Genomic DNA, 19,506 nt, shown 5'->3' with positions numbered 1-19,506 from the left:
TGAAGCAACTCTCGCCCGACCTGTTCATAACCGTGGTTCGTCGACCCGGTTTGTAGTAGTGTGGTATTCGAGATATCATCATCTCTCGGGCGATTAAGCTGTCTTGATACACTCACACAGTGAACACATCGGGCATAACTGTTGTCTGCACGCCGTATTCGGCGTCTTCGAGTGTCGCTGGATACTCGCTATTGGGGTAGCGAGAGCCAAGGCTTGCAAGCAGTGCATCTCGTGTACATGCCCTGGCTGCGGCACCAACCGGAGTTGCTGTTCCGGAATATTGGGCCGGCTGTCCGTTGGGGTCACAGCCGACAATAACAGCATCAGTTGTCGTGCCGGGAAACCCAGTTTCGGCGAGCAGCGTTGCAGTCTTTGCCTCGACAACGACTGCGAGTAAGTTGGCAAGTGCGCCGTCGCCAAGCGCTCGCTCGCTTCCTACAATGAGATTGACTGTCCCACCGTCAGTGTCTGGCTCTTTGGTTGCATCGCTCTGTGATGACGCCGGTGGTTCGGATGGCAACACACCCGGGTTAGATACACCGGCCGTCGCGTACACTGTCACCGGACCGTACCGTGCACCTCGTGCGTGGCTAAGGTTGACACCAGTTAGCAGTGTTGGCCCCTCACGGTAGAACCCTGCTCGTTCTTGGCGCTCTCTCACGTAGCTGTCGAGGTCTTGCCGGTCCCATCCTTCGGGAACGGAGATATTGTACGCTGTGGCTCCCTGTTGTGTTCCACCTTGCCAGCCACTCGAAAGCCAGAGGGTTGATGGCCGACAGACTTGGAGTACCCCTTCACAGACTTCCGTTTCAAACATCGCGTAACACCGTCAGTAAGCGGTCATTCTCCGCTGGCAGACGAACAGCGATGCGGATATGCGAGTTTAGACCCCTGAATGTCCTGGCGTCACGGACTGCGATACCTCTCTCACGTGTGGCCGTGAGCACCGAATCGACGTTCCCCTCTCCCACGTCGAGCAACAGAAACGGGGCCTCGGAGGGAGATACATCGAACGTCTCGGAAAGCGCTTCGGTGAGTCGCTCACGTTCTTCTCGAACACGCGTTCTTGTCCGTTCGATGAACGACGATTGTTTCAGACAGTAGGTTCCGACAGACAGTGCAGGTGCGCCAAGGTTCCAGGGTCGACGCGTCGCTGCCATCTTTGCTATTGTCTGGTTGTCCCCAGCGGCAAACCCTGCTCGGATGCCCGGTAGTCCAAACATCTTTGTCAGTGACCGAGCGACGATGACTCCATCTACCCCGGCAAGCGACGGCCGGTCGGTAAAGTCAAGGAACGCCTCGTCGACGAGTAGCGTCGTTTCGGCCGCCCGGCAGCGCCTCGCAAACGCTTTGAGCTGGCCCGCGCTGTAGGCATGGCCTGTTGGATTGTTTGGGTGACAGATAATTGCCATCGCATGTGGTGTGGGGTCACGCTCTACGATGTTTTGCTGGTCGACAATCGTCGGCGTTGCACCTTGGAGTGTCACTTCTCGAGCGTACTCACCGAAACTCGGTGCCGGCACCAAGACAGAATCATCTGGCTCAACAGTCACCTCAATGGCAAGTCGTATCGCAGCTAATCCACCGGGCGTTGGGACAATCGAATCGGCATCGCAACCGATGTAATCGCTTGCAGCCTCACAGAATGCCGTCGGTGGCTCCGGTGGATAGGACCGTGCCGCTTCGAGTGCTGAGTTGTAGATGTCCCTGACACCGGACGGCATTTCGGGGTTTGTATTTGCGCTAAAATCCAATTCTACCGCTTCCTCGCCGCCGTGGGGCACACGACCGACGGTTGCTGTGCTATCAGGGTCCATCGGTTACAGCCTCGTATCGCCGTACAATCTGTTGTCGTAGCTCTTTGTCCGAAACGCCGTTCCGGTCGGCCAGTGCCAGCGCGCCCCCCATTCCGACACCCTCTTTTGCTTCCCCACGACAGAACCCAGTCAATGCGTCGTGAGAGGACTGGTCGAATCCGGGGTCAGTCACTGTTAGGTCGAACGCTAATTCGTCGCTGGCCTGGTGTAACTCTGGCGTATCGTCCGCTACGAATACCGTTGTCGCTACCCTCAGCTCATCCTGAACGCCGAAGTGACGAGCGAGCGCTCCAGCAGTCACCATCTGGGTCCCGCCGGCCAACATCACATCGATTCCTCTCTCATTTGCGCCGACAGTCAACCCCAGCACTGCAGGGAGAACTGGATCGCCCATCAGCGTAATTGCTTTGAGTGGCTCTCCCGCGAGTGCACCCGCCTCAATACTGCTTGCCTCCAGCCCAGCATTGACTAGCTCCTGTTTACGCTCTATTGGGTTCTCAGGCAGCGAGGACGAGACGTTGTAGGGCTCGCCTAGTGCGGTCAGTACGCCGAGTGCTGTTGTCGTTCCGCCGGGAATGCTCTCTCCGATAATGAGTTCTTCATCGTTCAACGCTCGACCGACTGCTCTCGCTCGTTCGAACCGTTCGGTCGCGTCCGGTACCGGCTTGTTACTGCGGATATCGGCACCAGGTTTGTCACCCACTGTGACTGTTGGTGTCGCTGATTCAGTCACCAGTCCCGATTCGACGGCGACAGTGTCGAACGAGACGAGCTCTCGAACTGCGCGGGTGATGAGTGCTGGTGTCGGACACCCGGTTGGGCTCACTGGCATCTGCGGGGCAAACACCGGCTTTCCGTACTCAACAATCTCCAAGTCAGCAGCAGGCGTGTGGTAGGTCGCTTCCGGGACAGCCCCAGCAGCGCTAATACCCTCAATCGTCGCTGTCTCTGTCGACCCAACAACCACGGCAAATTTCATATAAGATCCTCGGCTAGCTGTACGTCTTCCGGTCGGTTCACGTTGACTGCAAGTCGGATGTTGTGTGTCATATATGTTGTCTCCGTGCCGTCACCGACGATATTCAATCCAGTCGGTGCAAGTTCTCTCTCTTCGCGGTCGACTGTTAAGTCGAGGCTCGCTCCCAGTTGGCGCTTGACTACTGCTGGTGTGTAGACACCGAGTGCACCTCCGCTGTGGCTGTCGAGAACAGTATCGATTATCTTTCCGGTAACCAGCGGGAGGTCTGCAACAACTGTCAGAACTGGTAACTCCAGCGTATCGAGAACGACCGTGAGGTCTTCTACGTAGCCGTCTCCAGGTGTATCGATACGGGTAACAGGGCTCGATTTGAGTGATTCCGCCGTATGCGGTACATGTGGGGAGACTGCGGCGTAGACGGCGTCGACGTCACTCTCACCGAGAGCAGACAGAACGCGCTTGACCATGGGGACACCACCGATTTCGACGAGGGGTTTCTCGGTATCGCTCTTGAGCCGGCAACCCTTTCCACCACACATCACAACTGCGTCCACGCCATCACCCCCGCATGAAGCGAAACGAGACGCACTATTTCGTTCCCTGCACCCAATATATCCCCGTTGATACCGCCGAGGTGTTGCCGAGCCCACCAGCGGAGAACAACCACCGCTGTCAGACCCGCGGCGAATGCGACTGCTGCGGTTGGATGGGGCCACGTTAGTACAACAACAGGAAAGGCCACAACGACTGGCCCAACCAGTGTCCGTGGGGTCGCCGATTCGGTCATCGCGGATGCTAACCCCTCGTGTATTGCAGTCCCAGTACAAACCAGCGTTGCCATCCCGAATTTTGCCGTCACCTCTGCTGTGATAATGAGTGCAACTGCTGTCCAGGGGTCGGTTGCGAGTGGCAAAACAGCGAGTATCAGCGTGACCACCGAGATGACGATAGCGGCCGTGCCACCGACGCCAAGCGTTGTATCCTTCAGGACAGCCCGCCGTTCATCAGCCGAGCCATGAACGACGAGTGCGTCCCCAAGGTCAGCTAAACCATCCAGATGCGTAATTCCCGTGAGGAGATACAGCCAGACGACAAACAGCGCGGCGTTTGTCGTATTTGGAGCTGGAACCACCAGTGCAACGGCCGCTACAAACCCGATCAAATATCCGGCTAGTGGCAGACTAGTTGGCGATGCTCTGAACGCTTCCCAAGCCTGTTTATCGCGACCAACCGGGACGCGGGTGAGAAAGCCAACTGCACCACGAAGCGCCGATATCACCATGGAACGACCCCCATCGGGACACTAACCGCGACGCCTGTGAGAATGAACGTAAAGACACCAGTCACTCCAACAATGCGAACACAACGCCTCGCCTCCGCGACAGACGGAAGGTCGCCGTCTGGGTTCAGCGTGTAGGCACCTGGTTTGTCGAGTTGTATGCGTCCCACAGTCGCAATCGTTGCCATCGGCCACCCCGAATTCGGTGACGACGGCTCCGTGACCCACTTGCGTGCTGCCCAAAGAGACCGTGGATTCAGTGAAACCACAGCAAGCAAAAGCGCCGTAACTCGGGCCGGTACCCACAACAGCAGGTCGTCAAGCCGTGCGCTCGCTTTCCCAACTGGCTTCGAGCGGTAACCAAGCATTGAATCCATCGTGTTGACTGCTTTGAGTGCTGTTGCCGCTGCGATGCCGACCACAACTGACAGCTGTGCGCCGATACCGAACGCAAAAAGCGGTCCGACTAGCCCGTCTGCCAGGTTCTCTGCGGCGCTTTCGACGGCTGCGCTCCGAAGCTTTCTGGGCGACAGTCCGTCAGTCTCTCTGCCGACCAGGGCACGAACCGCGGTTTTCGCCTGTGATACGTCTGACTCTGTGAGGCCGATGACCCCTGTAGCAGCCCCAAACAGCATCCGCAGACTGACAGTACTGAACAGCGCGACTCCGGCCACACAAACACCCACAACCGGCTGGATACTGAATGCGACCGCGGTGAGACTACCGACGACAGCTGCGGCTGTCAGCGGCAAGACGAGCGCGAGGACTATTCCCGTGGTTACGGGATACGTCCAGTTACGATCGCAGTGGCCAACAACACGTCCAAACAGCGCGACTGGATGGAACCCGCGTGGAAACTCCGACACCAGTATGTCAAACACCAGTGCAAGTGCGACAACGCCAGTAGCAGGTGGAACCACCGCCATCGGTATTAACAGTCGCCTCCGTCCTGAGTTATAAAATCCGGGACATCTGTGAGCGGAACCTCATTAACGAGAACGGCCGTTGCACCTGTCTTACTCGCGCCACCGTCGGTCTCGGGGTCGTCACCGATATGAACAAGTGCCGACAACGGCACGTCAAGATGTGCCGTAATCGCTTCGAACGCTCGCGGGTCAGGCTTTCGCCAGCCACAGTCCACACTTGTCACGACGACATCGAACTGCTCGGAATCGAGTGCTGATTTGGCCAGCGAGCGTTCAACAAGCCCTGGCACGCTGCAATTTGAGAGGATTCCGACTGGGCCGTGTTTAGCTGTTGCTTCGACTGTGCTTACTGCCCCGCTACGGGTCTGTACGGTCGCATCGAAAGCAGCCAGTACAGCGTCCTGAACAGTACTCGACTGCGGTGAAGGAACGTCGACTGACCGATTTTCAAGTACTGCTCGAACATGGATAGGGAGCGGTACCTCCTCGTACCGGGCAGCGTCAACCTGTGGTGTTCTGTAGGCCTCGTTCCAATCCTGTGGAACGGAAACACCACGGGCTGACAACTCCCGGGCGATACGCGGTGCAGGGTTAGCTGTGCGGTCAACATCAATGAGTGTCCCAAAGCAGTCGAAACTCGTCCCTTGAACTGGGGCACTTCGTGTCATCTGCTCGCCTCCATGTCGGTGACAGCCTCCGGAAAAACAGTCTCAAACCACTCCTGCTCGATTTCTGTGACGAGGTCTCGGGCCCTATCGTAGGGTGAGTGGTGAGTACTGGGGTGTGTCGACCGGTCGACACCTGCCTGGTTCGCAACGGTCTCGACGAATGCTGACCGGACGTTCCGGTTCTCGAACAGTCCGTGCAGGTACGTCCCAAGAACGCTTCCGTGCACGGCACTCTGTTCACCCAGTGGCTGTGAAATCGTCGACAGTGGCTCGCTTTGACCCATATGTATCTCGTATCCCGTGACGGACCCAGTTGCGCCGTTGATAGGCCCTGTTCCGTCGACTGAGACAGTTGCCTCCTGTACCCGTTTTTCCCGCTGAAAGCGCGTTTTGACGGGGAGTAGTCCGAACCCAGACACAGTGTCGCGGTCTACTGTCGACTCGATGCCCGCGTTGGTGATTTGCTCACCGAGCATCTGATACCCGCCACAGATGCCGACGATTGGTCCAGAAAATGAGGCAACTGCCTCGCCGACGCCCGCCTCTCGCAGCGCCAGCAGGTCGTCAACCGTGTTCTTTGTTCCTGGCAGCACAAGCGCATCCACAGCTCCGAACTCCGCCTCTACTGGAAGATACGTCACCTGAACGCCGGGGACACGGGCAAGCGGTTCGAAGTCGGTGAAATTTGAGATATGGGGCAACCGAACGACACCGACCGTTACCGTCTCTGTTTGGCTGTCTTCTCCCACTGTTTTGCGGTTCCCTTCGGCTGGCAGAGAGACGCTATCCTCAGCGGGCAGACCGGGGTCGTCGTAGGGGAGTACGCCGACAACGGGGACGCCCGTTTTGGCTTCGAGTTCGTCGATGCCCGGATCGAGCAAGTCGGGATCGCCTCGGAATTTGGTTATCACGATGCCCTCAACACGACGCCGGATGTCCGCGGGGAGCAGTTCGAGCGTGCCATAGAGACTTGCGAAAGCTCCACCTCTCTCGATGTCGCCCACCAGCAGAATCGATGCATCCGCAAATCGCGCCGTCTCGATGTTGGCCAAGTCCCTGTCGTGAAGGTTAATCTCCGCGATACTGCCGGCACCTTCCGCGAGTATTACGTCGTGGTCCTCGGCGAGGCGGGCGTGAGCGCGTTTGGCAGCCTTCCGGGTGTCGTCCCAATGCGTTTCATAGTACGTTCCGGCCTCATAATGTCCGACTGCCTGGCCATCGATAACGAGTTGACTTTCGCTGTCGCCACGCGGCTTTAGTAGAACTGGGTTGTGGTCTGTTGTGGGTGCTACGTCTGCGGCCCGTGCCTGAACGTACTGTGAGACACCCATCTCTCCCCACGAGCCATTGGGCGTGAGAACGGCCCGTGCATTGTTGCTCATGTTCTGGCCTTTGAATGGGGCGACGTCGACGCCGTGGCTGGCGAGGAGCCGTGCAAGACCGGCGACAACAGTGCTCTTACCGACATGGCTTGCCGTCCCCGCGACGAGCAGCGTGGTAGCCATGCAGTTAGAACTCGGTACCTTTCCGTGCTGGTTGCCCTTGCCCGATGGGGTGTTTCTCTTTGCCAACCTCGGTGACGAGGTCGGCGTGGTCATAAAGGAACTCTGGGCTGTCGTGGCTGCCGGTGAGGACAAGCTCAAGATTAGCGGGCTTTCGTTCGATGAGACCGAGTACGTCCTCGGGGTCGACAAGCCCTCGATTTGCCGCGTACAGGATTTCGTCCAGAATCAGCATATGAACACCGTCTTCCGGGTCGCTGTCAAGCGGGAACGACGATTTCAGGTCGCTCTCAGAAGCTGCGTCGAGTAGCTCTGTGGCCCGCTTTAGGCCAGCCGTCGCTTCCGACTCGTGGTCTTCGTCGCTAGAGTTGTCGAGGCGACCGTGCCATCCGTAATGCCCGGCGTTTTCGTAGGAGATGGCTGGCATTGCTGCGATAGCGTTGTACTCCCCGCGAACGTCTTCTACACTGTCTGCTCCGCCTTTCATGAACTGCAAGAGGTGAACTCGATACCCCTGTCCAGCCGCTCGAAAGCCCATGCCGAGAGCGGCTGTCGTCTTTCCTTTCCCATCTCCCCACCACGCTTGGACAAGACCGAACTCCTCGGGTGTCGATGGTGTAATCTCTCGCTCTTGGACTGCGTTTGGTTCTTCAGATGCCTGTTGGTTATCTTTGTGTTCCATGTGTGTGTTCTCTGTCATTTGTTTTTGTTCGTACGACGAGTATTGACCGGTCGGAATATGATTTTTTGCCATCGGTCGCAGCGAGACCGCCGACTGTCGTCTGCTCGATTGATTCGTCTGGCAGGGTGAGTTCCTCTAAGACTAGCGCAGGCCGGTCCGATTGGACGCCCCGTTCGACCAACCCTGCCGCGATATCTTGGGGCATCCAGTCGTAGGGCCGGACGATGACGATGAGGTGTCGACCATCCGTTGCCGCGTCAGCGAGGCGGTCGAGGTCATCGACAACCTCGCCGCGTCGGTGGAGGCTGGCAAACGTCGCCTGTTCGAGCGGCGTTCGTGCCCGTGAAGCAGCAATTTGCACCGACGAGACGCCTGGAATCACCTTGACAGGGTCGTCGACTGCCTTCTCGACACGACCAAGGAACTGATACCCCGACACGTTGGGGTCACCCCAGAGTACTGCAACACCGCTTGCACCGTCAGCTACCCGGCGGCCAAACTGCGTGAGGACTGCCGTCTGGTCGTCGTAACTACATGCCAGTATTTCGGCACCAGTTAGGTCCTTAATACAGTCGGTAACTGTTTCGAACCCGACGACAACGTCTGCCTGTTCGACCAATGTCATCGCTCTATCGGTCAGAAACGATGTGTCTCCTGGACCGACACCAACTGCATGAACCACGTCGCCCGTGACATCATGCTCCGGCTGACTGTCCGCAATTCGTGCGGGGTTTGGCTCACTCATCTGGCACTAGCTCCCCCTCATCTGTGTCTGAACTAACACGCAGTCAAATAGATTTGAGATAAGTAAATATTTATTGCTTTACTCGCAACGGTTGGGCGTGAAACGAGCAATCAGCATCGTGCTGACGGTCGTATTGGCTGTCGGAATAGTTGGTACCGTGACGGGGGCCGGTATCGCTACCGATACAACGATGGGGCAGGAAGCACCGGAGTGTGAGTTTCCGGTTACACAGACAGACGCCACAGGAACAGAGGTAACCGTCGAAGAAGAACCCGACTCTGTTGTGACACTCAACCCGAGTGCTGCCCAGACGATGTGGGAAATTGGCGCAAAAGAAAAGGTGACAGGCGTGACGAAACATGCCTCGAATCTTGAAGGCGCTGCAAAGCGGCAGAATATCTCGAACGAGGGGCAGACAATTAGTCACGAAATCGTCATCGACATGCAGCCCGATATCGTCCTCGCACCACTGTCGACGGTTACAACAAAAGAAGATGTCAAAACACTCCGTGACGCCGGACTGACTGTCTATGCGTACCCAACCGCCGGCTCTATTGACGAGGTTCGACAGCGAACGCTCGAAACGGGCCAGCTCGTTGGTGCGTGTGAAGGGGCACAGGAAACGGTCGACTGGATGGATGAACAGCTCGAAATTGTCGAAAACGCGGTTGAAAGCAAAGAAAAAACAGACGTACTTTACACGTTCTACGGATACACGACGGGTACTGGAACCCACATTCACGAAATTCTCGAAACTGCTGGCGGGAACAACATTGCAGCTGATGCAGGTATTGAAGGGTACCAGCCGGTAAACGAGGAAATTGTTCTGTCAGAGAACCCGGAGTGGATTGTCCTCAATTCGGATTCGCCCGAGGTGCCCAACGGTGAAGGTTACAACCAGACGGCTGCTGTGAAACAAGACCAGACAGTCATTGTCGATATAACTACACTCAACCGTCCAGCGCCACGAATCATCTACTCGATCACGGAACTTGCACAGACGTTCCACCCCGAGGCGTACGCTGAAGCAGTCGATGCGGCGGAGTCGACGCCGACAGCAACGGAAACGCCACAGAAGACAGCGACACCAGAAACCACGTCGACCGAGGAGCCGAGCACGCCAGAGATGACGGCAACCGACGAGCCGACAGCAACTGACGAGCCAACAGAGACTCCTGTGTCGGATTCGAATAGCGACGATGACGGTTCCGGGTTCGGCATCGCTGTTGCTCTTGGCGCAGTCGTGCTTTCGGTTATGGCACTGGGCACGAGCCGTCTCCGCAGAGGTTCTTGACGGGATGAGAGTTATCTCAACCTCGCCGTCCTCAACCGAAATCCTGTACGCCCTCGGAATTGAGCCGGTGGCAGTCTCACATTCCTGTGATTACCCGCCGGCAGCGACGGACCTCCCGACAATTGACGTGTCTAAAGTGGACGCGGAGGAAAGCGCTGAGAGGCATGAGCAAGTTCGGTCGGCGACCGCTGACGGCCACCTCTACGAGATGGAGACAGCGACTATCGACGCCGTAGAACCCGACCTTATTATCACGCAGGGGGTCTGTGGCGTCTGTGCAGTCGACGAGATACTCGTCGATGAGACGCTGACAGACCTCCAGTCTGACCCCGACGTGCTTGCGTTACAGGCGAGCACACTTGAGGACGTTTTCGACTGCATCCGTGACGTTGGAGCAGCTACTGGTGCTGATACAGAGGCGACAGAGCTAGTTGGGTCACTTCGAGAGCGTATCGAGACTGTAAACCGTCGTCTTCCCGATGAAAGTCGACCCCGGACAGCGGTTTTAGAGTGGTTAGACCCGCTTCGACAGGCTGGGCGTTGGGTCCCCGATGTGGTCGAAGCCGCCGGCGGCGAGTATGGAATCATTGCCTCTGGCGAAGACTCTGTTCCAATCGACTGGGGCCGGCTGTTGGCGCTCGACCCTGCGGTCATCGTTGTCGCTCCCTGTGGGTTCAACCTCGAACGGACACACCGCCAACTGTACGAACTCACGGAGCATCAAGAATGGCACGAGCTACAGGCAGTCAAAGAAGAGCGTGTCTATGCACTTGACGGAAGCGCCTACTTGACACGGTGGACACCACGCCTTGTCGACGCGGTTGAACATCTCGCGGCTGTCTTTCATCCTGAGACGTTTGGCAAGCCGACAGAGTCTGCTGGTGTACAACAGTTACCGACGACCGCGGAGTAAACCAGCCGACTCTCACTCTGTACAGAGGTCGACAAAGTTTCGTAGAATCTGCAGTCCTGTCTCGCCAGATTTCTCAGGATGGAACTGAGTCCCGAAGACGTTCCCACGCTCGTTGGCGATGATGCTTGGGAAATCGACGCCGTAGTCCGTTGTTGCGACGGCAGCGTCCGCATTTTCGGGGTCGGCATAGTATGAGTGAACAAAATACGCGTACTCGCCGTTGACTCCGTCCACAAGTGGGTGGTCGCGCTGGACAGTCAGTGTATTCCAGCCCATCTGCGGTATTTTGACTGTTTCAGGAAAGCGGCGATTTGTTCCCGGAATAAGCCCAAGGCCGCGCGCTTCGCCCTCACCAGCGTACTCCGCTTCCTCGCTAGAGGAGAGTAACATCTGCATCCCAAGGCAGATTCCAAAGAGCGGCGTTCCGGCCTCCGCCTCCTCGACGAGCAGGTCACGGAACGGCCCAGCGTTTTCCATCCCCTCGCTGAACGCCCCAACGCCGGGGAGCACAATGCCATCCGCCGCAGCGATGGCATCCATTTCGTCGGTCACATCGACAGCAGCCCCCGCTCGTTCGAGGCCTCGCGTGACACTCCGGAGATTCCCCAGACCGTAATCGACAACTGCAACCTCGGCTGCGGTCTGTCGCATGCTCATGTTGAGCACTAACGGAGCGACCTGTAAGTGAGTTCGCTTTGCTTTGAGCTCCCAATCCGAAGTTCGATTGACTTATTCCTGCCCACAACCAAGCCATTGAGCAATGACCGATTCGGACTTTGCTGTCGTTGAGTTCATGCTGACGGCGCTTACGTACACTGAAAACCAAGAGTTCGACTCTGACGACCTGCCACCGTCCTACCGAGCACCCTTCTGGAGTGAAGGCTCAATTGAACGACCCCTTTCGGTCACGGTCGACACAGCGTCACAGGCGACCGGTGTCGACCGGCCGTGGGAAGCAGTTTCGGGACTCATGTTTACTGACCACGACAACTTCTCTGGGAGTCTAGAGTTTACCGACCGCTCGATGGCAGCGGAGTGGTATCTCAATCACGCCGAAGAGGCCCAACTTGCCGAGAATCCAGTCCTTGCTGCGGAATATGAAGACGAGCACGACGTGAGCTACGACCTTGCTCGCGACAGCAACCGACCAGCCCGAGCAGACAGAGCGTTCATCGATGCTCTGCTCGACGAGTACTTTGACGAAGACGAAGAAGACGAGATGCTCGACCTCGTCGACGTTCGCGCACCGGAGGAAATCGAGCTATCACTCGACGATATCGTCCTCACGAGCGAACAGGAAGGCGAAATTCAAAAAATCGTTAAGGCCATCGAACACCGGGAGTACCTTGCGAACGTTGGCCTGCGTGAAATCGGAAAACTCCTGTTCGTTGGACCGCCCGGAACGGGAAAAACGTCTGTCGCACGCGCACTCGCCAGTAAACTTGGGCTGCCAAGTGTCGAAGTCAAACTGTCGATGATTACAAGCCAGTATCTCGGGGAGACAGCTAAAAACGTCGAGAAGACATTCGAAGTTGCCAAACGTCTCTCGCCGTGTATCCTGTTCATCGACGAGTTTGATTTCGTGGCCAAGACTCGTGCCAGTGACGAACACGCTGCAATCAAACGCGCAGTTAATACACTGTTAAAAAGCATCGACGAGGTATCGCTCATTCGCGACGAGGTGTTGCTTATTGGGGCAACCAACCACCCAGACCAGCTTGATGCGGCAGCTTGGCGGCGGTTTGACGAGATTGTAAACTTCCCGAAACCCGACTCGCCGATGCGGGCTGATATCCTGCGTATTGTCACCGAAGAGATGGATATTGTCGACTTCGAACCCGACAAGATAGCCGACTTGACACAGGGGCTTACCGGAAGCGACCTTCGGCTCGTGCTTCGTGAAGCTGTTCTCGAAGCATTGACCGAAGAACGGACAACCCTCACACAGCAAGACCTCGTCGATGCGGTCGAGGATTTCGAGGAACGTGACACACTCAAAAATCTCGATATGATTGAAGGAGACCACGACGCCTTGGTCGCAGGTGGAAGCTTCGACAGTGACGGAAGCGACCACAGCCACGATTAAACGGCTAATTGGTCACAGCTGGAAATCGAGAATATCTCCTCTTTCGACGCCGCGTTCTGTTGTCCATTCTTTGTTCACTTCGAGGACATACTGGCCCCGTCCGGGGTACTCTTGTTCGCTTCCATCCTCGTCGGGACCGGGTTTAGGTGCATGATGAATCGTCGTAATCTCGCCCGTAGCATCGGCATAAATAATATCGATGCCAAAATCCATATCCGGCATTATGAACGTCCAGTCATCAACAGAATCGAAGACAAACAACATCCCATAGTTCTCCGGGAGGGTTTCAGTATCGCTGAGGCCAGTCTGCCGAAGAGATGGCGTATCTGCGATAGCGGCACGAACTGAACCCAACCCCTCTCCCCCGGTCGTCTGTACCGAGACTGTTTCCATCTCGTAGTCGGAGAATATCTCTCTGTCGGTCCCTTCTGTCGGCGTTTGCGTGGCTTTCTCAGGTGGTGTTGTCGTATCCGACTCGTTTTCCGTTGGGGTTGGCGTTGGCGTTGATGGGTCCGCTGTCGCCGTCGCCGTCGCCGACGAGGGACTCTCTGTCGGGGACGGGTCCCTAGAGTTAGAGGAGTCGTCGGTCTCGTTTAGGCATCCAGCAAGTCCGACTGACACAACCATCGTAAGTAGGGTCCGTCGCCGGGGGTCGCTCATAGCTCTACTTTCTGTTGGACTCAAATAAAATGTGTTCCCTCGGCTGAACACGTCTGTTTGTGGTCGCCGTTTTGCTTGTATCGAACGTGCCAGTCACAACTATGTTCTACACTGCGAAGCTTTCCAGACAACCCTACAGAGATATGTGTAAGATCGAACATCATTGTCTGACGTATGTTTATATGCGACGGCAGGAACGATGATTAGTATGTGTGGCAACAGAGTCGAGGAACTTGAAGCACGAGTTCAGGAACTTGAGGCCTCGGTCGAAGGGCTGACCGACGAATTGGTCGAATCCAAGGTCCGAATCCGCGAGCTGGAGGGTGCAGTCGACGACCAGCTTGGATTCGTTCCCGAATCGTCAAGCGACGAGACGACAGCAGCCGACCCGCCTCAAACCGAAGAATCGCCGGACACAGGCGAAGCAACTAAAAGCGAGGCATACGACGAGGAAGATAACACGGAGGAGACGGAAGACGATATCATCATCGCGTGAGGCCGTCGTCACTCCGCGAGCATCCCTATGTACATTAAAGAGCTCGTCCTCGATAATTTCAAGAGTTTCGGACAGAAAACCCGAATCCCATTCTACGAGGACTTCACGACTGTAACTGGCCCAAACGGCTCGGGAAAGTCGAACGTCATCGACTCAATTCTGTTCGCGCTTGGCTTAGCCCGAACCTCAGGTATCCGAGCTGAGAAACTCACGGACCTCATTTACAATCCGGGTCACCAAGATGGCGAATCATTTCAGGGACAGCGCGAGGCAAGCGTCGAAGTAATCTTTGACAACTCCGACCGGACACTGGAGCGGTCCCAGGTTATCAACGCTGCTGGCACCGAGGATATTGGCGATGTCGACGAAATTCAGGTCAAACGCCGGGTCAAAGAGACTGAAGAAAACTACTATTCTTATTACTACATCAACGGGCGGTCGGTGAACCTTTCGGATATCCAAGAGTTGCTTGCACAAGCAGGCATCACACCTGAAGGTTACAACGTCGTGATGCAAGGCGACGTAACTGAGATAATCAACATGACGCCCGGAACGCGGCGAGAGATTATCGACGAAATCGCCGGCGTTGCACAATTTGACGAAAAGAAAGACGCCGCCTTCGAGGAACTCGATGTCGTCGAGGACCGAATCGAAGAGGCTGAACTCCGTATTGAAGAAAAAACTGACCGCCTCGACCAACTCGAAGACGAACGCCAGACTGCCCTCCAGTATCAGACTCTCAGAGAAGAGAAAGAAACATACGAGAGCTATCGTAAGGCGGCCGAGCTTGAAACGAAACGCGAGGAGCTTGCCACTGTCGAGGATACTATTACGGAGACAACCGAGACACTCGAAACGCGCCAGTCGACCCTCGACGAGCATCAGGGTGAACTGATGCGACTTGAAAGCGAACTGGACCATCTCAACGGCGAAATTGAGCGCAAAGGCGAAGACGAGCAACTCGCCATCAAGCGCGAGATGGAAGAAATAAAAGGTGATATTGCCCGCCTCGAAGACAAAATCGAGTCACAACAGGCCCGTATTGAAGACGCCGAAAGCGACCGAAAGCAGGCATTTGTCGAGATTGACCGCAAACAAGAAGAACTCGATGAGCTTGAAGGTGATATCCGAGAGCTGAAAGTTGAGAAGTCATCTATTGCCGCTGACGTTCAGGAAAAAGAGCAGTCACTCGACGCAGTCGAGGCTCGTATCGACGACGTTGGCGAGGAGTTCGAGGAAGTCAAAAACGACCTCCAGAGCAAAAAAGAGGAACTAGAGGCAGCAAAAGCAGAGAAAAACGACCTCCAGCGCGAGCAAGATCGGCTGCTCGATGAGGCTCGTCGGCGATCTTCAGAGAAACGCGAAAAGCAAGAGGCAATTGAAGAAGCAACGGCACAGATTCCAAAAATAAAAGCGGATATCGAGGACCTCGAAGTAGAACTCGAAAAAGCAAACGAGAACCACGAGACAATCGGGAAAGTGGTAGACGACTTGCGAATCGAGAAACGAGAGCGGCAAGGCGACCTTGATGATATCGAGGACACACTCAACGCCGCACAACAAGAGTACGCAGAACTCGAAGCCAAGGCGGGACAGTCGGGCGATAGCTCATATGGTCGCGCAGTGACCGCCATTCTAAACGCCGGTGTCGACGGTGTTCACGGAACTGTCGCCCAGCTCGGGAGTGTCTCGAATCAGTACGCAACAGCGTGTGAGACAGCTGCTGGTGGACGACTGGCGAACGTCGTGACTGATGACGACCAGGTGGGCCAACGCTGTATTGAATTTCTTAAATCCCGCAACGCGGGGCGGGCAACGTTCTTGCCTATCACGAAGATGAGTCAACGTTCGTTGCCGTCCCTGCCCGACCACGAGGGTGTCGTTGATTTCGCGTACAATCTCGTTGATTTCGAGCGGGAGTACGCAGGTATCTTCTCGTATGTACTCGGCGACACCCTTGTCGTCGACACCATCGAGACGGCCCGTGAACTGATGGGTAATTTCCGCATTGTCACGCTGGATGGCGACCTCGTCGAGAAGTCGGGGGCGATGACGGGTGGGTCAAAGAAAGGGTCTCGCTACTCGTTTGAGGGGACCGATGGCCAACTCGAACGAGTTGCGGCCCGTATCAACGAACTCGAAGAGAAGCGACAGTCGGTCCGGACAGAGGTTCGTGAACTTGAGGACAGACTCGAAGACGCTCGTGACCGCGAAACTGAGGCTGCCGAGCAGGTTCGAGAAATCGAGTCCGATATCGAGAAACGCGAAAGCGAGGTCGCCGAAACAGAGTCTCGAATCACACGGCTAACTGACGAACTCGACGAAATTGAGACCGACCGTGAGGAGGTCTCGGACAAGATGGATGAGCTCGAAGCGGCAATTGCCGACCAGAACGAAGCTATCGCCATAATCCAGTCAGCTATCGACGAACTGGAGGCCGAGGTGGCAGATTCGGAACTGCCGGAGCTGACGGCAAAAGCGGAATCAATTCGGGAAGAAATCGATGACGCGAACGCTCGTATTGACGACATCGAAAGCGAACTCAACCAGGTAACGCTCGAAAAAGAGTACGCCGAAGAAGCAATCGAGGAACGCAACGAGACAATCGAAGACGCACAGAACCGCAAAGCCGACGCCGAGGCACAAATCGAGACTCTCGAAGCGACAATCACAGACAAGGAAACTGAACTCGACGAAAAGGAAACAGAAGTGGCAGAGCTCGAAGCGGAACTCGCCGAGCTCAAATCCGAGCGAGAATCGCTTCGCAAGGATGTCGACGAGGCACGGACACAACGCGACGAAGCCAAAGAGCGTGTCTCAGAAACTGAGACAGAGCTCACGGAGTTGCGTCAGGACAAAGAGACACTTGACTGGGAGATAACGGAACTCGAAAGCGAGGTCGGAGACTACGATCCCGAGGAGGTCCCCGACCACGACGAAGTCGAAGCAGAGATTGCCCGGCTCGAAGGCGAGATGTCTGCGCTTGAACCAGTCAACATGCTCGCAATTGAGGAGTACGATACGGTCCAAGAGGAACTGTCTGAGCTCCAAGACAAGAAAGCGACGCTCGTCGAAGAGGCCGATGGCATTCGCAACCGCATCGACAAATTCGAAGCGCGCAAAAAAGAGACGTTCATGGAATCTTACACGGCAATCGACGAGCAGTTTCAAACAATCTTCGAACGTCTCTCGGACGGCACCGGACAACTGCACCTCGAAAGTGAGGCTGACCCATTCGAGGGTGGGCTAACAATGAAAGCCCAACCGGGAGATAAGCCGATTCAGCGGCTTAACGCCATGAGTGGCGGTGAGAAATCGTTGACTGCACTTGCATTTATTTTCGCAATCCAGCGTCACAACCCGGCACCGTTCTACGCGCTGGACGAGGTTGATGCATTCCTCGATGCAGCGAACGCAGAACTCGTCGGTGAACTTGTCGATGAACTCGCGGGAGAGGCCCAGTTTGTTGTCGTCTCTCACCGGTCGGCGATGCTCGAACGGTCTGAGCGCGCAATCGGAGTGACGATGCAAGAGAACAATGTCTCTGCAGTGACCGGAATCGACCTCTCAGGCGGGTCGGAGGTACCAGCCGATGATTAACTCGCTATGGGGTGGCAACCGTGACTGATTCAGAGATTCCACTGGACATCACTGGACACGACGAGCGTGACCCGCCCGCTGAGGACTCAACTGAGCTGTTTGATGCCGACGAGACCGACGCGGAGTCGACTGGTACTAAAAGCCCCACCGAAGAGAGTGGAGACAGAGAGCCAGACGACGAAGAAGTCGAACCGGTCGAGGTTCTGGTCCAACTTGCCGAGGACGGAGACATTGACCCTTGGGATATCGATATCGTAGAAGTGACCGACAAATTCCTCGACCGGGTAGACAGGGCTGACCTCGGGTCCTCTGGGCGCGCGCTCTTTTATGCGAGTGTCCTCCTTCGGATGAAAAGTGACGCGATGCTCTCCGATGATGAGGACGACGAGCAGGCTCCCGAGCCATGGGAACAGGCTATGGCTGGTGACGAACCACTGGACGAGCCAGACCCATTCGCCACGCTCGAAGAGGAGATGGACCGACGGCTAGAGCGAAAACGAGCACGCGGGATGCCACAGACGCTCGACGAACTGGTCCGTGACCTCCGCGAGGCAGAACGAGACAACTGGTGGAAAGAGTCCCGTGAGTACGACACTAGCGACTCTCCCGAGCAGTACAACCGCGGCACGCAGGAACTAGATTATCGCTCGGCCGACCAGTTTCGGATGGACGACGAACCGACTGAAGCTGACGTGACTGAAAAGGCACACGGTGAAGAAATCGACGTTATCATCGACGACGTGTACGCCACTGTTCGAGAGCAGTACGATCAGGGTCGAACCGAGGTCCTTTTTCAAGAAGTGGCCGAAGTTGGCGGGTCGCGGGTCGAGACGTACCTCGGCTTGCTCTTTCTCTCACACCGTGGTCAGATTCGCCTCCAGCAAGACGATCTCTTTGGCGATCTTTGGATACAGGACCCCAACGCCACGACGGCTTCCGGCGAGGCGCTCGCAGACTAATATTTAGGACCGCCAGAAGGCACTCTATTCTCACTGCCAACAGGTATATGAGAGTGCTGTTGGAAGATATGGCATGGACCGCCGGTCGTTTCTCGCGGTGGCGAGTACAACAGTTGGCACGGTATCAGCAGGATGTCTTGATGACGATACTGACATCGGGACTGAGCGTGTTGCTGTCGGGAGTGCCGAAAGCAGCGGTGTTACGGTAGACAATGGTAGCATCGTCGAGGCTGACGGTGGCACGCTACGCGTGACTGCGACCCAACTCCGCCGTTCGATTATCGCCCCTCGCCAAAATAATAGAGTGTACGAACCAGAGGACGGCCAGTTTCTTCGGGTGTCTATCTCAGCTAATAGGATACAAAGCGACGACATCGGTTCGAACCTTGTTCTTGAAACCAACGGTGAGACAGCCGTGTCAGGGACGGAAATTCCCACGGCTATCGCGATAACTGAGAATAGCGAAGAGGTTGGGTTGGGGATGCCTATCGGCACGGCTGAATCGGCCAGTGTTCGGTTTACACGAGGAATTAGCCCGAGCTGGCGTGTTCCGGAAGAACTGGTCAGTTCGTTCGATGTTGCCCCCGAGTTCCATCTGACATCGGCAGACATCGGAGAGCAAAACGGAAAGACGAACCTGGAGCTTGCAGTTGAAAACCGAGGGAGTCGCGACGGTATCTTCCGATGTACAACCGCGTCACGTGGCGAGGGAAGACCGGAACCGGTTCGGTTCACTGTCGGAGCCGGAGAAACACTGACAGTCTCAATTAGTAACGAGACCATCTCTGAATGGAGCCCTGATAACTCGTTCATCCATGAGGTTGACGCCAACACGAGGGCCTTTATTGCCGACTCAGACAAATCGTGAGTGGCTGTGGGGCGGAAACAGGACACAGATTT

At 56.2% G+C, this 19,506-nt stretch carries 19 protein-coding genes; 7 read left to right on the top strand and 12 right to left on the bottom strand.

The annotated features are described in order from the left end of the window. Positions 1-112 precede the first annotated feature (112 nt). The 10 genes from N5098_RS12845 to N5098_RS12800 are packed head-to-tail and all read right to left on the bottom strand — an operon-like array spanning position 113 to position 8,598. Complete coding sequence (locus tag N5098_RS12845; RefSeq protein WP_267638279.1) at positions 113-817, bottom strand: adenosylcobinamide amidohydrolase; 705 nt, start codon at positions 815-817, stop codon at positions 113-115. Further along, on the bottom strand, positions 810-1,817 hold the full coding sequence (locus tag N5098_RS12840) for an aminotransferase class I/II-fold pyridoxal phosphate-dependent enzyme (RefSeq protein ID WP_267638278.1): 1,008 nt from the start codon (positions 1,815-1,817) through the stop codon (positions 810-812). The genes N5098_RS12845 and N5098_RS12840 overlap by 8 nt, the downstream gene beginning before the upstream one ends. Beyond that, positions 1,807-2,796 carry a nicotinate mononucleotide-dependent phosphoribosyltransferase CobT gene (gene cobT, locus N5098_RS12835; RefSeq protein ID WP_267638277.1) on the bottom strand — a complete coding sequence of 330 codons (990 nt, stop codon included), beginning with the start codon at positions 2,794-2,796 and terminating at the stop codon, positions 1,807-1,809. Before cobT ends, N5098_RS12840 begins: the two co-directional genes overlap by 11 nt. Further along, entirely contained in the window at positions 2,793-3,335 is a 543-nt protein-coding gene (locus N5098_RS12830; RefSeq protein WP_267638276.1) for an NTP transferase domain-containing protein, read from the bottom strand. Before N5098_RS12830 ends, cobT begins: the two co-directional genes overlap by 4 nt. Next, positions 3,335-4,078, bottom strand: a complete 744-nt coding sequence (gene cobS, locus N5098_RS12825) for an adenosylcobinamide-GDP ribazoletransferase (RefSeq protein WP_267638275.1) — start codon at positions 4,076-4,078, stop codon at positions 3,335-3,337. Before cobS ends, N5098_RS12830 begins: the two co-directional genes overlap by 1 nt. Then, positions 4,072-5,001 carry an adenosylcobinamide-phosphate synthase CbiB gene (cbiB, locus tag N5098_RS12820; RefSeq protein ID WP_267638274.1) on the bottom strand — a complete coding sequence of 310 codons (930 nt, stop codon included), beginning with the start codon at positions 4,999-5,001 and terminating at the stop codon, positions 4,072-4,074. The genes cobS and cbiB overlap by 7 nt, the downstream gene beginning before the upstream one ends. Positions 5,002-5,006: 5 nt before the next feature. Next, positions 5,007-5,669, bottom strand: coding sequence for an HAD family hydrolase (locus tag N5098_RS12815; RefSeq protein ID WP_267638273.1), 663 nt, complete (start codon positions 5,667-5,669; stop codon positions 5,007-5,009). Then, complete coding sequence (locus N5098_RS12810) at positions 5,666-7,174, bottom strand: cobyric acid synthase (RefSeq protein WP_267638272.1); 1,509 nt, start codon at positions 7,172-7,174, stop codon at positions 5,666-5,668. The genes N5098_RS12815 and N5098_RS12810 overlap by 4 nt, the downstream gene beginning before the upstream one ends. A gap of 4 nt (positions 7,175-7,178) precedes the next feature. Next, the gene (locus N5098_RS12805; RefSeq protein ID WP_267638271.1) at positions 7,179-7,853 is read right to left on the bottom strand and encodes a cob(I)yrinic acid a,c-diamide adenosyltransferase; all 675 of its coding nucleotides are present in this window, start codon (positions 7,851-7,853) and stop codon (positions 7,179-7,181) included. Continuing rightward, positions 7,837-8,598 (bottom strand): cobalt-precorrin-7 (C(5))-methyltransferase, encoded by a 762-nt coding sequence (locus N5098_RS12800; RefSeq protein ID WP_267638270.1) that lies wholly within the window; start codon positions 8,596-8,598, stop codon positions 7,837-7,839. Before N5098_RS12800 ends, N5098_RS12805 begins: the two co-directional genes overlap by 17 nt. 97 nt (positions 8,599-8,695) lie before the next feature. Here N5098_RS12800 and N5098_RS12795 point away from each other — a divergent pair, with 97 nt between their 5' ends. Next, positions 8,696-9,892 carry a PGF-CTERM-anchored ABC transporter substrate-binding protein gene (locus N5098_RS12795; protein ID WP_267638269.1) on the top strand — a complete coding sequence of 399 codons (1,197 nt, stop codon included), beginning with the start codon at positions 8,696-8,698 and terminating at the stop codon, positions 9,890-9,892. A gap of 4 nt (positions 9,893-9,896) precedes the next feature. After that, on the top strand, positions 9,897-10,805 hold the full coding sequence (locus N5098_RS12790) for an ABC transporter substrate-binding protein (protein ID WP_267638268.1): 909 nt from the start codon (positions 9,897-9,899) through the stop codon (positions 10,803-10,805). A 12-nt stretch (positions 10,806-10,817) separates the two neighbouring features. Here N5098_RS12790 and hisH read toward each other — a convergent pair whose 3' ends face one another. Next, positions 10,818-11,462, bottom strand: a complete 645-nt coding sequence (hisH, locus tag N5098_RS12785; protein ID WP_267638267.1) for an imidazole glycerol phosphate synthase subunit HisH — start codon at positions 11,460-11,462, stop codon at positions 10,818-10,820. Between the two features lie 103 nt (positions 11,463-11,565). On the opposite strand from hisH, the gene N5098_RS12780 reads away from it, so the two are divergent. Continuing rightward, positions 11,566-12,891 (top strand): ATP-binding protein, encoded by a 1,326-nt coding sequence (locus N5098_RS12780; protein WP_267638266.1) that lies wholly within the window; start codon positions 11,566-11,568, stop codon positions 12,889-12,891. Between the two features lie 12 nt (positions 12,892-12,903). Here N5098_RS12780 and N5098_RS12775 read toward each other — a convergent pair whose 3' ends face one another. Beyond that, complete coding sequence (locus N5098_RS12775; protein WP_267638265.1) at positions 12,904-13,551, bottom strand: DUF192 domain-containing protein; 648 nt, start codon at positions 13,549-13,551, stop codon at positions 12,904-12,906. A 208-nt stretch (positions 13,552-13,759) separates the two neighbouring features. Here N5098_RS12775 and N5098_RS12770 point away from each other — a divergent pair, with 208 nt between their 5' ends. The 4 genes from N5098_RS12770 (at position 13,760) to N5098_RS12755 (ending at position 19,474) form a co-directional block, all read left to right on the top strand. Further along, positions 13,760-14,047, top strand: a complete 288-nt coding sequence (locus N5098_RS12770) for a DUF7518 family protein (RefSeq protein ID WP_267638264.1) — start codon at positions 13,760-13,762, stop codon at positions 14,045-14,047. Between the two features lie 27 nt (positions 14,048-14,074). After that, positions 14,075-17,647: a chromosome segregation protein SMC gene (gene smc / locus N5098_RS12765; protein ID WP_267638263.1), complete on the top strand. Its 3,573-nt coding sequence runs from the start codon at positions 14,075-14,077 to the stop codon at positions 17,645-17,647. Between the two features lie 20 nt (positions 17,648-17,667). Beyond that, positions 17,668-18,606: a segregation/condensation protein A gene (locus N5098_RS12760; RefSeq protein ID WP_267638262.1), complete on the top strand. Its 939-nt coding sequence runs from the start codon at positions 17,668-17,670 to the stop codon at positions 18,604-18,606. A 73-nt stretch (positions 18,607-18,679) separates the two neighbouring features. Next, entirely contained in the window at positions 18,680-19,474 is a 795-nt protein-coding gene (locus N5098_RS12755) for a hypothetical protein (protein WP_267638261.1), read from the top strand. The last annotated feature ends 32 nt before the right edge of the window (positions 19,475-19,506 follow it).

The sequence above is a fragment of the Halovenus rubra genome (assembly GCF_026586665.1).
In the GTDB taxonomy this organism is placed as follows: domain Archaea; phylum Halobacteriota; class Halobacteria; order Halobacteriales; family Haloarculaceae; genus Halovenus; species Halovenus rubra.
The sequence above is the reverse complement of the archived record's forward strand: the minus strand, read 5'-3'. Positions and strand labels throughout refer to the sequence as shown.

Excerpts from the sequence above, each read along its gene's own strand:
- N5098_RS12845 (WP_267638279.1), bottom strand. The coding sequence starts at position 817 with ATGTTTGAAACGGAAGTCTGTGAAGGGGTACTCCAAGTCTGTCGGCCA.
- N5098_RS12840 (WP_267638278.1), bottom strand. The coding sequence starts at position 1,817 with ATGGACCCTGATAGCACAGCAACCGTCGGTCGTGTGCCCCACGGCGGC.
- cobT (WP_267638277.1), bottom strand. The coding sequence starts at position 2,796 with ATGAAATTTGCCGTGGTTGTTGGGTCGACAGAGACAGCGACGATTGAG.
- N5098_RS12830 (WP_267638276.1), bottom strand. The coding sequence starts at position 3,335 with ATGTGTGGTGGAAAGGGTTGCCGGCTCAAGAGCGATACCGAGAAACCC.
- cobS (WP_267638275.1), bottom strand. The coding sequence starts at position 4,078 with ATGGTGATATCGGCGCTTCGTGGTGCAGTTGGCTTTCTCACCCGCGTC.
- cbiB (WP_267638274.1), bottom strand. The coding sequence starts at position 5,001 with ATGGCGGTGGTTCCACCTGCTACTGGCGTTGTCGCACTTGCACTGGTG.
- N5098_RS12815 (WP_267638273.1), bottom strand. The coding sequence starts at position 5,669 with ATGACACGAAGTGCCCCAGTTCAAGGGACGAGTTTCGACTGCTTTGGG.
- N5098_RS12810 (WP_267638272.1), bottom strand. The coding sequence starts at position 7,174 with ATGGCTACCACGCTGCTCGTCGCGGGGACGGCAAGCCATGTCGGTAAG.
- N5098_RS12805 (WP_267638271.1), bottom strand. The coding sequence starts at position 7,853 with ATGGAACACAAAGATAACCAACAGGCATCTGAAGAACCAAACGCAGTC.
- N5098_RS12800 (WP_267638270.1), bottom strand. The coding sequence starts at position 8,598 with ATGAGTGAGCCAAACCCCGCACGAATTGCGGACAGTCAGCCGGAGCAT.
- N5098_RS12790 (WP_267638268.1), top strand. The coding sequence starts at position 9,897 with ATGAGAGTTATCTCAACCTCGCCGTCCTCAACCGAAATCCTGTACGCC.
- hisH (WP_267638267.1), bottom strand. The coding sequence starts at position 11,462 with ATGAGCATGCGACAGACCGCAGCCGAGGTTGCAGTTGTCGATTACGGT.
- N5098_RS12780 (WP_267638266.1), top strand. The coding sequence starts at position 11,566 with ATGACCGATTCGGACTTTGCTGTCGTTGAGTTCATGCTGACGGCGCTT.
- N5098_RS12775 (WP_267638265.1), bottom strand. The coding sequence starts at position 13,551 with ATGAGCGACCCCCGGCGACGGACCCTACTTACGATGGTTGTGTCAGTC.
- N5098_RS12770 (WP_267638264.1), top strand. The coding sequence starts at position 13,760 with ATGTGTGGCAACAGAGTCGAGGAACTTGAAGCACGAGTTCAGGAACTT.
- smc (WP_267638263.1), top strand. The coding sequence starts at position 14,075 with ATGTACATTAAAGAGCTCGTCCTCGATAATTTCAAGAGTTTCGGACAG.
- N5098_RS12755 (WP_267638261.1), top strand. The coding sequence starts at position 18,680 with ATGGACCGCCGGTCGTTTCTCGCGGTGGCGAGTACAACAGTTGGCACG.